Source organism: Saccharopolyspora kobensis, from assembly GCF_900108315.1.
Lineage (GTDB): Bacteria > Actinomycetota > Actinomycetes > Mycobacteriales > Pseudonocardiaceae > Saccharopolyspora > Saccharopolyspora kobensis.
Genome location: NZ_FNVB01000006.1, coordinates 132,372 through 144,516 on the forward strand (window position 1 = coordinate 132,372; position 12,145 = coordinate 144,516).

The window sequence follows — 12,145 nt, forward strand, 5'->3', positions numbered from 1 at the left end:
CCCGTTTCAGGCCCGTGAGTGTTTTGGGGTGCTATGACGCCCCAAAACACTCACGGGTTTGAAAGGCGCAGCCGGGGGCCTTCGCCGGGGGGCGCTCCCCGGCGGCCCGAACTATCGCCTACCAAGGCGTTTCGCCTGGTCGGTGAGGTAGCGGCGTTCGGGTGCGCTGGTCGTGCGGCGGGCCGCTTCGCGGTACGTCTCCGCTGCCGCTTCGTCCTGGCCGAGCCGTTCGAGCAGGTGGGCGCGGGTGGCCAGGAGGCGGTGGTGGCGGGCCGTGCGCTTGTCCGATTCCAGGGTTTCCAGGAGTTCGAGCGCCGTTGCCGGGCCGTGGACTTCGGCGACCGCGACCGCTCGGTTGAGGGTGACCACCGGGTTCGGGCCGAACTGCTCCAGGATATCGTACAGGGCCAGGATCTGCGGCCAGTCCGTGCTCGCCGCGTCCGCCGCTTCGTCGTGCACCGCCGCGATCGCTGCTTGCAGCTGGTACGGGCCCGGTCGGCCGCGCGGGAGGGTCCGGCTGATCAGGTCGATTCCCTCGGCGATCAGCTCGTGGTTCCAGGCGGCGCGGTCCTGCTCCGCCAGGGGGATCAGTTCGCCGTGCGGGCCGGTCCGGGCCGGTCGGCGGGCGTCCGTCAGCAGCATCAGGGCCAGCAGACCTGCGGTTTCGGCGTCGTCGGGCACCAGGCGGTGCAGCATGCGGGTGAGGCGGATCGCTTCGGTGGACAGCTCCGGGGCCGTCAGGTCAGCACCGCCCGTGGCCGTGTAGCCCTCGTTGAAGATCAGGTACAGCACGTGCCGCACCTCGGCCAGCCGCTCCTCGCGTTGCTCCTCGGGCATCGCGAGCGCCAAGCCCCTGATGCTCTGCTTCGCACGGCTGATGCGCTGCGCCATCGTCGCTTCGGGCACCAGGAACGCGGCAGCGATCTGGGCCGTGGTCAGGCCGCCGACCGCGCGCAAGGTCAGCGCGATCTTGCTGGGCCCGGACAGAACCGGGTGGCAGCACAGGAACAGCAGCGCCAGCGAATCGTCCTGGTCGGCTTCGGGTGTGGCATCGCTGACCAGCGCGGATTGCGGCGTGGCGAGGGCGTCCTCGCGGCGTCGTCGTGCTGTGTCGCTGCGGATCTGGTCGACGAGCTTGCGGGACGCCACGGTGACGAGCCAGCCGCGCGGGTTCTCCGGCACGCCCGCGTCCGGCCATTGGAGAGCGGCTGCGATCAGCGCCTCCTGCACGGCGTCCTCGCACAGGTCGAAGACGCCGTACCGGCGGACGAGCGCGGTGAGGACCTGCGGCGCCAGCTCGCGCAGCAGGTCCTCAACGCTCACATGTCCCCCGCGGCTTCGTGCAGCACCGGCCACAGCTCGATCGGCTGGTCGTCGGCGAACGGCATTTCCGCCACGATCTGCTGCGCTCGCTCCAGGCTCTCGCAGTCGAGCAAGTAGAAGCTGGCCAGGTACTCCTTGGTCTCCAGGTAAGGGCCGTCGGTGACCGCCGGAGCGCCGTCGACGCGGCGGACGAGCTGGGCGTTGGCCGCATCCGCCAGCCCGTAGGCGCCGAGCAGCTCGCCCGTCTCGCGGTACCTGGTGTTGAAGGCATCCTGCTTGGCGATCGCCTCCGGCCACTTCTCCGCCGGGTAGGAGTCCCACTTCTCCTGGTTGCCGTAGATCATCGCGACGTACTTCATGCCGGGTGTCCTCCCCGTCCCGCGCGCCCCGCCGGCGCGCTCTCACCCATCAGTCGGAGCGCGGACGCCCTCCTCTACATCTCCGGGACACTTTTCCAGATTTCTTCCGGCATGACGGCTGACCAGGGACGACTACGAGTCGAAGGTGTAGACGAGGGTCAGGACGCCGTGGGCCGCTTCGGTGGCGTGGCCGGAGAGCCCGGCGAGACCAGCCGTGCCCGAGTGCGGGACCACGGTGCCGAACGTGCTCTGGTCGTCACCGTCGGCCAGGCCTCCGTGCTGGATCACGAAGGTGCCCTGCTTGCCTTCCAACGTCGCCTCGATGCGCTCGGAAGCGACGTAGCCCGCACCCGCGGCGCCCTGCGCGGTGAGCACTTCGGCAACGCCGGTTCCTCGCAGCGCACCTCGGTAGGTCTTGCGGATCACGATCCTGGTCAGCTTCGGGCCTTCGCTCGGTTCCTCGTAGGGAACCTCGTCCCAGCTGTCGATCTCGAACTCGGCCTGGACGGTGGTCGTGGTGTCGTTCAACGTCGCTTCCTTCAGCTGGTGATTCGGGCGAGCGCGCCGTGTTCCAGGGCGGTCCACAGCGCTCCGTCGGGGCCGAGGGCGATGCCGTGCGGCTCGCTGGCCGGGGTGGGCAGGTCGTGGGTGGTGATCGCGCCTTCGGTGGTGATGGAGCCGACGCGGTTGCCGCCCCACTCGGTGAACCACAGCGCGTCGCCGGCCGGGGTGATGGCGTGCGGGCGGGCGGTCCGATCGGGCAGCGGGAACTCGGTCACCTCGCCATCGACGGTGATGCGCCCGATCTGACCTGCGGCGATCTCGACGAACCACAGCGCGCCGTCCGGTCCTGCGGTGATGCCGACCGGGGCGGCCGCCTCGGTGGGGAGCGGGTGGACGACGACCTCGCCGTCCATGGCGATCCGGCCGATCGCGTTGGCCTGGTTCAGGGTGAACCACATGGCGTCGTCCGGGCCCGCGGTGATCGCGGACGGGAACGCGCCTGCCGACGGGAATCCGGTCACCTCCCCGTCGGTGGTGATCCGGCCGATGCGGTCGGCGGTGGTCTCGGTGAACCACAGCGCACCGTCGGGCCCTGCGGCGATGCCGTACGGCCCGCACTCCGGCAGCGGGAACTCGGTGATGTCACCAGCGGTGGTGATCCGGCCGATCCGGTGGCCCTTGTACTCGGTGAACCACAGCGCGCCGTCCGGGCCGGGGGCGATGATCGTCGGGCCGGACGCGGGATCGAGCTCGTAGTTGGTCGGCTGCTCACCGGGCACCAGCCGGCCAATGTGTCCACTTTGGACCAAAGTGAACCACAGCGCGCCGTCCGGGCCGGTGGTGAGGGCGTACGGGCCGCTTCCGGGCACGGTGTGTTCCTGAATCATCGGATCCCTTCCGCGATGCGGGCGATGTCGGCCGGAGTTCCGGCCATGATGGTGCGAGCGTGCTCGGTGACCAACTCGACGGGCCAGTCCCACCAGGCCGCGCTCCGCAGCAGGTCGACGTCAGCGTCGTCGAAGCGCTGCCGGATCGGCCGCGCCGGGTTGCCGCCGACGATCGCGTACGGCGGCACGTCGGCGGTGACCACCGCTCCCGCCGCGATGATGGCGCCGTCCCCGATCGTCACGCCGGGCATGACGGTGGCGCGGTAGCCGAACCAGACGTCGTTGCCGATCACCGTGTCGCCCCGGCTGGGCATGCCGGTGACGATGTCGAGCGTCTTCTCCGCCCACTCGCCGCCGAACATCGTGAACGGATAGGTGGACACGCCCATCGTCGGGTGCTCGGCACCTGCCATCAGGAACCGGGTTTCCGCGGCGATCGCGCAGTACTTGCCGATGACCAGGCGTTCCGGCCCGTAGGCGTAGAGCACGTTGCGGTGCTCGAACTCGGTCGCTGCGTCCGGGTCGTCGTAGTAGGTGTAGTCGCCCACCACGATCTGCGGTGCGCTGATCAGCGGTTTCAGGAACACCACGCGCTCGTGGGCGGGCAGCGGGTGTCGGGTCATCGGGTCGGGTGTCACCGTCGAGCTCCTGGTGGTGGGGTGTGGTCGAGGAAGCCGTAGACGCGGCGCAAGCGGGCCTGCTCGGTGATCAGCACGGCGAGGCCGATGATCACCGGTGGGCCGTCCGGCGGCGCGAGTTCCCAGGTCAGGCGCGCCACGTGGTGGTGGCTGTCGACGCTTCCGGCCAGCCGGTACACCAGGCCGGGGAACTGCTGCTGAGCTGTGGCCACCACGTCGTCGATCGCGGCGCGACCGTCGGCCGTCGCGATCGGGTCGACGTAGCCGGCGTCCTCGGTCCACAGCTCGTCGATGAGCGCACGGCGCCTGGCCGGATCGCGCTCGTTCCAGGTGGCCAGGTACCTCCTGGCCAGTTCATCGGGCATGGCGCTCACGCTATGGCCGCCGGCGAGCTGCGGAATCTGTCACAGCCAGGCAATCTGCTCCGTTCGGCTTAAGTACTGTCGCCAGGTGTTGCACGGACGAGGTGCCGAGATATCGGTCATCGACCGGTTGCTGGCGGACTGCCGGACCGGTCGCAGCGGAAGTCTGCTGATCACCGGCGAGCCCGGCATCGGCAAGACCGCGCTGCTGGAGCACGCGGCGACGGCCGACGGGCTGCGGATCGTGCGCAGCACCGGGATCGAGTCCGAGGCGCACCTGCCGTTCGCGGGCCTGCACCTGCTGCTGCGGCCCGCTCTCGACCGGATCGATGCCCTCCCCGCGCCGCAGGCACGCGCCCTGCGCGGCGCTTTCGGCCTCACCCCGGCCGAGCCCGGCGACCGCATGCTCGTCGGCCTCGCGGTCCTCTCGCTGCTCGCCGAGTTCGCCGACGGCGGGCCCGTCCTGTGCCTGGTCGACGACGCGCAATGGCTGGACCGGGCCTCGTCCGAAGCCCTGCTGTTCGCCGCGCGGCGGCTCGACGCCGAGGGCATCGCGCTGATCATCGCGGCGCGAGAGGGCTTCGCCGCGCCCGGGCTCGATCAGCTGCCGCTGACCGGGATCGACGCGCCCGCCGCCGCCGAACTGCTGGCCGAGCACGCTGCTCTGTCCCCCACCGACCGGTACCGGGTGCTGGCCGAGGCGCGGGGCAATCCGCTCGCGCTCCTGGAACTTCCGGCCGCTCTCGCCGCGCACGAACCCAGCACCGTCGGTTCGCTGCCCATGCCCGCCACCGTCCAGGCGGCGTTCCTCGACCAGGTGCGGCAGCTTCCCGAGGCCAGCCAGCACGTGCTGCTCGTCTCGGCGGCCGAAGACACCGGTGATCGCGGCGTCGTCCTGCGCGCGGCCGCCGCGCTCGGTTGCCGACCAGCGGATCTGGTGCCCGCGGAAACGGCCGGGTTGATCCGGGTGGACAACCACACCGTGCGGTTCCGCCATCCCCTGGTGCGATCCGCCGTCTACCAGGCGGCGCCGGTCAGCCTCCGGCTCGTCGTGCACACCGCTCTCGCCGACGCCCTCGACCAGCCCGACGACGCCGACCGGCGCGCCTGGCACCGCGCCGTGGTGGCCACCGGACCCGACGAGCAGGTGGCCGCGGAACTGGAACGCACCGCTCAGCGGGCCGCAGCGCGCAGTGGTTACGCCGCCGCTTCGGCCGCCTACGAGCGCGCGGCGCAGCTGACGCCTCCCGGCGCGGACCACTCCCGGCGCCTCGTGCTGGCCGCCGAAGCGGCGGCCGAGGAGGGCGATGTCGAGCGCATGGCCGAACTCGCCACCACCGACGACCAGGCCTTGGCCGTCCGAGCGATCCGGGTGCGCGCCACCGCGGCTTTCCACCGCGGCTCGCTCCGCACGGCCCGCCGGCTGCTGACCGAGGCCGCTTCGCTCACCGATGACCTGGAGCTGACCACTCACCTGCTGCTCGACGCGGTGCACGCCGCCTGGTACCTCGGGGAGCACGAGATCGCGGACGCCGCGGACCGGCTCGCCGCGCTGCCGCTGCCGAGCGACGATCCGCTCACCCACGTCGCCCGCCTGCTGACCTGGGCCGTCCGATTCGCGATCGGGCAGCCGGCCCCGGACGCCCTCGCGGAGCGGATCGCGGACGCCCGGCGGACCGGATTCGGCGACACGATCCTGGTCGGCGCCACCAGCTTGCAGGCCACCGGCCAGGACGCCGAAGCCCACCAGGTGGCTCGCGAACTGCTCGCCCAGTGCCGCGACCAGGGCTGGATCGGCCGAACACCGCCGGTGCTGATCTGCCTCGCCCGGGCGTCGACCTTCCGCGGCAGGCACTCCGACGCCTGGAACGAGGCGACCCAGGCGTTGCAGATCGCGCAGGAACTCGGGCACCGGCAGTGGATCGGCGACACCAGCGGCGTGCTGGCCTACCTGGCCGCCGTGACAGGTGACGAGCAGCGCTGCCACGCCTTCGCCGACGACGCGCTCACCGCACCGGAACCCGGCTCACCGGCGCCCGGCATGTCCTGGGCCCAGTGGGCGCTGGCGCTGCTCGACCTCGGCAACGCCCGGTGGGATTCCGCCCTCGCCCGGCTGACCGCGCTGCACACCGGACCGGTCCGGCACCAGCTCCCCGGCCTGCGCAGCATTCCCGACCTGGTCGAAGCAGCAGCACGGCTCGGCCGAACAGCCGACGTCCAGGAACCGCTCGCCCAGCTCACTTCCTGGGCGCACCACGCCGAGCAGCCGTGGATCGACGCGCACGTCCACCGCTGCCGCGCACTGCTCGCGCCCGACGAGGACGCGGCCGAGCTGTACCTCGCCGCGCTGCGGTGCCATCCCGACGACCGGCCGTTCGAGCGCGCTCGGACAGCCCTGCTGTACGGCGAATGGCTGCGGCGCGCGCGCCGGAAATCCGAGGCCAGGACTCAACTCCGCGACGCGTTCGAGACGTTCCGCAGGCTCGACTCCGCCGCGTGGGCGGAGCGAGCCCGCACCGAGCTCGATGCGACGGGCGAGACCGTGCCGGAGCCCACGGGCAGCGCGCTCGCCGTGCTCACCCCGCAGGAGCGGAAGATCATCCGGCTGGCGGCGCGCGGGCTGTCCAACAGGGACATCGCCGCCCAGCTCTTCCTCAGCCCGCGCACCGTCGGATACCACCTCTACAAGGCCTTCCCCAAGCTCGGAGTCACCGCCCGAACCGAACTCGCCGACCTCGCCGAGCTCTGAGCCGCGGGCCGGGAACGGGATCAGCTTCCGGGGCGGGCGAACTCCTCGATCAGGACCGGGTACTGCTCCCCGCCGTGCCCGGCGGCGATCGCGCGGTCGGCCATCGCCTTGATCAGCTTCGGCAGTTCGGCGTTGACGCCCACCGCTTCGGCCTCCTCGACCAGGTGCCCGATGGCCCGCGCCTCCGTTTCCAGCGTTGCCACCTCGGCCGGGAACGAGCCGCGGTCGATCTGCTCGGCGTAGCCCGGCAGCCAGTCGGCCACGCCGACGGCGATCTGCTGCGCGAACGGCGCGTACGTCGCGGCGTCGACACCGGCCGTCCGGAGCATGGCGGTGCCCTGGAGCCAGGCGTTCAGAACGCTCCACATCATCGCCAGGCCTGCCACGTCGTACAGCGACGCCAGGCCGGCGTCCTCGCCGAGGTAGGTGGCAACGCCGAGCTCGGCGAGCGTTGCTTCGTGCGCCTCGAAGTCCGGCTTCGGCCCGCTGGTGAGGATGATCCCGTCCGGCGTTCCGATCGTCGCGGGAATGGCCATGATCGCGCCGTCCAGGTAGCGGGCACCGCGCTCCCGCGCCCAGCGGGCGGTTTCCCTGGCCTGGGTGGAGTCGCCCGAGGTCAGGTTGATCAGCGTCGTGCCCTCCAGCTCGACATCGCTGGCACCGAGCAGCTCGTGCACGGCTTCGTAGTCGGTGACGCAGAGGATGGCCGCGGAACCGGCCTTGATCGCCTCGCCCACCGTCGGCGCGAGGTGTGCGCCGTCGGCCACCAGCTGATCGGCCTTGGACGTCGTCCGGTTCCATACAGTTGTGGGGCGCCCCGCTTTCAGCAGCGCGCCGGCGAGCGCCTGGCCCATCAGGCCGAGTCCGATGACTGTCACGGGAGTGCTGGTCTTGTCGTTCACAACAGCATCGTCAACGTTGATACCGGTATGAAGGTCAAGTGAGGATTCGATGCGAATCGGGGAACTGAGCCGTCGGACGGGCGTCAACGCCCACCAGCTGCGCTACTACGAAGCTCAAGGCCTGCTGGAGGCCGACCGCGGCGCGAACGGCTACCGCGATTACGACGAATCCGCCGTTGTGCGCGTGAAGCAGATCCGGCACCTGCTCGACGCCGGGCTCTCCACCGAGGACATCGCCTTCCTGCTGCCCTGCGCGGTCGGCGAAACCCCGGAACTGCTGGGATGCCCCGAACTGCTGGCCGGGATGCGGTCCCGCCTGCGGCGGATCGACGACCAGATGGACCGGCTCGCCCGATCCCGCAGCGCGCTCGTCGACTACATCGACGCGGCCGAGCGGGTGGGCGCCGAGCACTACCCGCCCTTCGACAGCTCGGAGCCCGTGTCCGCCTAGTCCCAGTCGATGCGGTGCCCGTACATCCAGTCCATCGCGTCCGGAGTCGGCTTGCGCAGCTTGAAGATCAGCGGCAGCACGTGCCGCATCACCGGGCCGAGAGTCTTGCCGTCGCCGTTGCGCTTGCCTTGCGCCACAACGCGTTCCACCCTCGTGCGGCGCAGCGACTCGTAGGCGGTGAAGGCGGCGGGCACGTCGGCAGCGTCGCGCAGGCACTTCGCCAGCGTGACCGCGTCCTCGATCGCCATCGACGCGCCCTGGCCCGAAGCCGGTGAGGTGGCGTGCGCCGCGTCGCCGATGATGATCATCCGATCGCGGTGCCAGGTCGGCACGCTCGGGAAGTCGTAGGTGTTCCAGCCGGCGAAGATCTCATCGCTCGCGTCGACCAGGTCGCGGGCCGGGCCGTCTTCCCCGGCGAACAGGTCGAGCAGCTTGGCGCGCCACTGCTCCTCGCCGACCGCGGCGAGCTCCTGCTTCGACAGCTCCTCCGGCTGGCGCGGGTTGGCGAACCACCACACGTCGCCGCCCGGATGCACGACGTAGCTGTAGAAGCAGCCGCGGCCGAAGATCATGTGCATGTGGCCGGGCTCGGCGTCGAGCCGCAGGCCTTTGGCGTAGCCGCCGGTGTTGAGCAGCGGCACGTAGCGCGGTGGCGGCGCTTTCGGATCGATGATCGTGCGAACCGTGGAGCGCAGGCCGTCCGCCCCGATGAGCAGGTCGGCGTGCGCGGAGCTTCCGTCGGCGAAGGCGGCGGTCACGCCATCGCCCTCCGGCGCCGCGTTCACCAGCCGCTTCCCGTACTCGATCGGGATGCCGCGCCGGACGGCCTCGTCGCGCAGCGCCCCGTAGAGCGCGGCGCGGGTGATGGTCTGCGTGCCGGTTCCGTCGGGTAGCGCTGCACCGAAGCCGAACTCCGCCATGGGTCTCTTCCCGCCCATGCCGAGGGACATCTTCGTGGTCGCGAACCCCTTGTCGCGCACTGCCGCGTGCAGGTCGAGCGCGCCGAGCGCGGCGATGCCGTTGACCGCCAGGGTCAGGAACGCGCCGACACCGTCCGCGCCTCGGTCGTACGCCTCGCAGATGGTCGCGTCGATGCCGGACTTCTGGAGCGCCATCGCGGTGACCGGCCCGGCCACGCCACCGCCGACGATCAATGCTTTAGTCATATTATGACTATACATAGTATGACCTGTTGAACAAGGGGCATTAGGGTTCATGCCATGGCGAGGAGCATCCATCGGCGGTCCGTGCTGGCACTCGTGCTGCTTTCCCTGCTGGCGGAAGAGCCGATGCACCCGTACCGGATGCGCGAGGTGATCAAGGAGCGCAACAAGGACCGGATCGCGAACGTGGCGCAGCGCAACAGCGTCTACCAGACGATCGACCGACTGCTGCGCGCCGAACTCATCGCCGTCCGGGAGACGACTCGCGACGAGCGCAGGCCGGAACGCACGGTCTACGAGATCACCGAAGCCGGCCAGGACGCGCTGCGCACCTGGACCGCCGAGATGCTCGCGAACCCGGCCCGCGAGTTCCCGGAGTTCCCGGCCGCGCTCGCCACCGCGATGGTCCTCGCTCCGGAGGAGGTGACGGCGAGGTTGGCGGAGCGGGCGGCCGACCTGGCCACGGCGTTGGCCGCCGACCGCGAAGCCCTGCAAGCCGTCCCGGAGCTGCCGCGGCTGTTCCTGCTGGACGACGAGTACTCGATCGCGATCCGGGAGGCCGAGCTCAAGTGGATCGAGGACGTGCTGGCGGCGCTGCGATCCGGGGAGATCACGTGGTCGGAGGAATGGCTTCGCGCAGTGGCGCAGAAGTTCTCCTGACCGGGCCGGTCACGCACCGCCGCGACGGGCCGAGGGGTCCGGATTCCGCGCCAGCCACTTGTCGGCGATCGCGGCCTCCAGGTCGATGCCGTGGAACCTGGCCAGCAGCAACGCCTGGCACACCACGTCGGCCACCTCCGCGCGGAAGTCCCGGTCCAGCTCCTCCGCGCTCTTGCCCTTGGTGCGGGCCTGCCCGGCCCTCATCAGGAACGCCTGGTTGAGCTCGCCGACTTCCTCGTTCAGCTTCAACAGGAACCACGCCGCGTCCCGTTCGAAACCGAGCCTGCGCGCGTAGCGCTCCGAAACCGCCTCGACCTCATCGGTCAACTCGCTCAGATGCACGGCGGCACGCTAGCCGCGCACCCCGACGCCACTGGCCCGATCCGGTGAAGCGTGAACATCGCCCGGCTCAGTGGCAGCAGTCGAGCACCTGCGGGGTCCAGTCCCGGGCGAGGACGTCCACCAGACCCAGATCGGTGATCTTGACGCTCGGCGAGACCGCCAGGGTCAGCGTCGACACGCTCATGAACGGGTTCGCGTGCCGCCAGCCCCACGCCTCGAGCGCTTCGCGCACTCGGCGGCTGCCCGCCACCGCCTTCGGCGTCGGCTCCGCCGACATGACGCCGCCGACCGCCAGCGGCAGTCGCGCGACCACGCCTTCGGCGTGCGCGACCGCCACGCCGCCGTCGTCGGCCAGGACCGCTTCCGCGGTGGCTCGCATCGCTCGCCGGGAGGTGCCCAGGGTGACGAAGTTGTGGCTGTCGTGGGCGTACGTCGTGGTCAGCGCGCCTTCGGCGAGATTCATGCCGATCACCGGAACGCACGAGGTGTTCGGCCGTCCGTGGCGGTTGCGCACCCAGAGGAGCGCGACCTCGCCCTCCCACCGGACCTCGCCGCCTACGACCTCCAGCGAGACCTCGGCCGCCTGGGTGTAGGTGTCGACCGGATTCACCTGGAGGGCGCGGAACCGGTGCGCGCCGTCGGGCAGGTCGAGGCGCCAGCGGAACTCGTCCGGCTCGATCTCGGCGATCTGCACCGAGCCGGCGAACGGGTGGGTGACTTCGGGTTCGGGGTAGGTCGCGGTGCCGCCGCGCGCCACCACCGCCCCGCCCGCGATCACCGTGTGCACCGCGAAGTCCGCCAGTTCTCCGTCGAGCAGCAGCAGGTCCGCGCGCTTGGACGGCGCGACCACGCCTCGGTCGTGCTTGCGCAGGCGTTGCGCGGGGTTCCAGGTCAGGGCGCGCAAGGCGTCCAGCGCCGGGAGCCCGGCCTCGACCGCCTTGCGCCCGATGTGGTCGAGGTGGCCCTCGGCGGCGATGTGGTCGGCGGCGAGGTCGTCGGTGACCAGGCACAGCGGCGGAAGTTGCGGCAGCGCCGTCAACGCGCCGACGACCTCCGGGAGCAGGCACTTCTCCTGCAGCATCACCGTCATGCCGAGGCGGGCCTTCTCCACCGCGACCTCGGGCGTGTTCTTGGTGTGGTCGGAGTCGATGCCGGTGGCCAGGTAGGCGCTGAGCTCCTCGCCGGAGAGGTTCGGGCAGTGGCCGTCGAGGATCGTGCCGCGCTCCCGCGCGACGCGCACGATGTCGTGCATGCGCTGGTCACCGGCCACCACGGCGCGGTAGTCCATCACCTCGGCGAGCGCGGAAACCCCGTCCCAGCCGAGGAGTTCGTCGATGTCCTCGGGGTCCAGGTGCGCGCCGGAGTACTCCATCCCGGCCAGCGCGGGGACGCACGACGGCACGCCCCAGAGCTGGGTCTGCGGGCTGCGCGCGCCCTCCTCGATCATCCACCGCATCGCGGCCTTGCCCGCGACGTTGACGATCTCGTGCGGGTCGGCGAGAACCGTGGTGGTGCCGCGCGGCAGCGTCAGCCAGGCGAAGGCGGCCGGGGTGGTGAACGAGCTCTCGACGTGCATGTGCGCGTCGACGAACCCGGGGACGACCAGCCTGCCACCCGCGTCGATCACCTCGGCGGCCTCCGGCCCGGCGCCCGGCGGCACGACGCCGCTGATCACCTCACCGGTGACCAGCACATCGGCCTCGAAGACCTCCCCGGTGAACGTGGACACCACGCGTCCCCCGGAAATCCGCAGGTCAGCCATACCTCTCCCTCTCGTCACCAGGTGCGCGATCTCGCGCGCTGCC

General features: G+C 71.0%; 13 protein-coding genes. 3 read left to right on the plus strand and 10 right to left on the minus strand.

Going from position 1 to position 12,145, the window contains the following annotated elements:
* Positions 1-111 precede the first annotated feature (111 nt).
* The 6 genes from C4T78_RS21015 to C4T78_RS21040 form a co-directional block, all read right to left on the minus strand.
* On the minus strand, positions 112-1,323 hold the full coding sequence (locus tag C4T78_RS21015; protein WP_093356146.1) for an RNA polymerase sigma factor: 1,212 nt from the start codon (positions 1,321-1,323) through the stop codon (positions 112-114).
* Positions 1,320-1,682, minus strand: a complete 363-nt coding sequence (locus tag C4T78_RS21020) for a YciI family protein (RefSeq protein ID WP_093356148.1) — start codon at positions 1,680-1,682, stop codon at positions 1,320-1,322. Before C4T78_RS21020 ends, C4T78_RS21015 begins: the two co-directional genes overlap by 4 nt.
* Positions 1,683-1,814: 132 nt before the next feature.
* Positions 1,815-2,210 (minus strand): DUF3224 domain-containing protein, encoded by a 396-nt coding sequence (locus tag C4T78_RS21025; RefSeq protein WP_093356151.1) that lies wholly within the window; start codon positions 2,208-2,210, stop codon positions 1,815-1,817.
* Positions 2,211-2,221: 11 nt separating this feature from the next.
* Positions 2,222-3,073, minus strand: a complete 852-nt coding sequence (locus C4T78_RS21030) for a Vgb family protein (protein WP_093356152.1) — start codon at positions 3,071-3,073, stop codon at positions 2,222-2,224.
* The gene (locus tag C4T78_RS21035; RefSeq protein ID WP_093356155.1) at positions 3,070-3,711 is read right to left on the minus strand and encodes a CatB-related O-acetyltransferase; all 642 of its coding nucleotides are present in this window, start codon (positions 3,709-3,711) and stop codon (positions 3,070-3,072) included. The genes C4T78_RS21030 and C4T78_RS21035 overlap by 4 nt, the downstream gene beginning before the upstream one ends.
* Positions 3,708-4,076: a nuclear transport factor 2 family protein gene (locus C4T78_RS21040; protein WP_093356157.1), complete on the minus strand. Its 369-nt coding sequence runs from the start codon at positions 4,074-4,076 to the stop codon at positions 3,708-3,710. Before C4T78_RS21040 ends, C4T78_RS21035 begins: the two co-directional genes overlap by 4 nt.
* A gap of 85 nt (positions 4,077-4,161) precedes the next feature.
* Here C4T78_RS21040 and C4T78_RS21045 point away from each other — a divergent pair, with 85 nt between their 5' ends.
* The gene (locus C4T78_RS21045) at positions 4,162-6,822 is read left to right on the plus strand and encodes an AAA family ATPase (RefSeq protein ID WP_235863709.1); all 2,661 of its coding nucleotides are present in this window, start codon (positions 4,162-4,164) and stop codon (positions 6,820-6,822) included.
* Positions 6,823-6,842: 20 nt separating this feature from the next.
* Here C4T78_RS21045 and C4T78_RS21050 read toward each other — a convergent pair whose 3' ends face one another.
* Entirely contained in the window at positions 6,843-7,724 is an 882-nt protein-coding gene (locus C4T78_RS21050; protein ID WP_093356161.1) for an NAD(P)-dependent oxidoreductase, read from the minus strand.
* 49 nt (positions 7,725-7,773) lie between these two features.
* On the opposite strand from C4T78_RS21050, the gene C4T78_RS21055 reads away from it, so the two are divergent.
* Positions 7,774-8,175 (plus strand): MerR family transcriptional regulator, encoded by a 402-nt coding sequence (locus C4T78_RS21055; protein WP_093356164.1) that lies wholly within the window; start codon positions 7,774-7,776, stop codon positions 8,173-8,175.
* Here the strand turns inward: C4T78_RS21055 and C4T78_RS21060 are convergent.
* On the minus strand, positions 8,172-9,341 hold the full coding sequence (locus C4T78_RS21060) for an FAD-dependent oxidoreductase (protein ID WP_093356166.1): 1,170 nt from the start codon (positions 9,339-9,341) through the stop codon (positions 8,172-8,174). The genes C4T78_RS21055 and C4T78_RS21060 overlap by 4 nt on opposite strands.
* A 54-nt stretch (positions 9,342-9,395) precedes the next feature.
* On the opposite strand from C4T78_RS21060, the gene C4T78_RS21065 reads away from it, so the two are divergent.
* Positions 9,396-9,998 (plus strand): PadR family transcriptional regulator, encoded by a 603-nt coding sequence (locus C4T78_RS21065; RefSeq protein ID WP_093356169.1) that lies wholly within the window; start codon positions 9,396-9,398, stop codon positions 9,996-9,998.
* A gap of 9 nt (positions 9,999-10,007) precedes the next feature.
* On the opposite strand, the gene C4T78_RS21070 is transcribed toward C4T78_RS21065, so the two are convergent.
* Entirely contained in the window at positions 10,008-10,340 is a 333-nt protein-coding gene (locus C4T78_RS21070; protein WP_093356171.1) for a nucleoside triphosphate pyrophosphohydrolase family protein, read from the minus strand.
* Between the two features lie 67 nt (positions 10,341-10,407).
* Positions 10,408-12,102 (minus strand): adenine deaminase, encoded by a 1,695-nt coding sequence (locus C4T78_RS21075; protein WP_093356173.1) that lies wholly within the window; start codon positions 12,100-12,102, stop codon positions 10,408-10,410.
* Between the last annotated feature and the right edge of the window lie 43 nt (positions 12,103-12,145).

What these genes read in the sequence shown, in the direction of transcription:
- C4T78_RS21030 (WP_093356152.1), bottom strand. Translation starts at nt 3,073, where the DNA reads ATGATTCAGGAACACACCGTGCCCGGAAGCGGCCCGTACGCCCTCACC.
- C4T78_RS21040 (WP_093356157.1), bottom strand. Translation starts at nt 4,076, where the DNA reads ATGCCCGATGAACTGGCCAGGAGGTACCTGGCCACCTGGAACGAGCGC.
- C4T78_RS21055 (WP_093356164.1), top strand. Translation starts at nt 7,774, where the DNA reads ATGCGAATCGGGGAACTGAGCCGTCGGACGGGCGTCAACGCCCACCAG.
- C4T78_RS21075 (WP_093356173.1), bottom strand. Translation starts at nt 12,102, where the DNA reads ATGGCTGACCTGCGGATTTCCGGGGGACGCGTGGTGTCCACGTTCACC.
- C4T78_RS21060 (WP_093356166.1), bottom strand. Translation starts at nt 9,341, where the DNA reads ATGACTAAAGCATTGATCGTCGGCGGTGGCGTGGCCGGGCCGGTCACC.
- C4T78_RS21065 (WP_093356169.1), top strand. Translation starts at nt 9,396, where the DNA reads ATGGCGAGGAGCATCCATCGGCGGTCCGTGCTGGCACTCGTGCTGCTT.
- C4T78_RS21020 (WP_093356148.1), bottom strand. Translation starts at nt 1,682, where the DNA reads ATGAAGTACGTCGCGATGATCTACGGCAACCAGGAGAAGTGGGACTCC.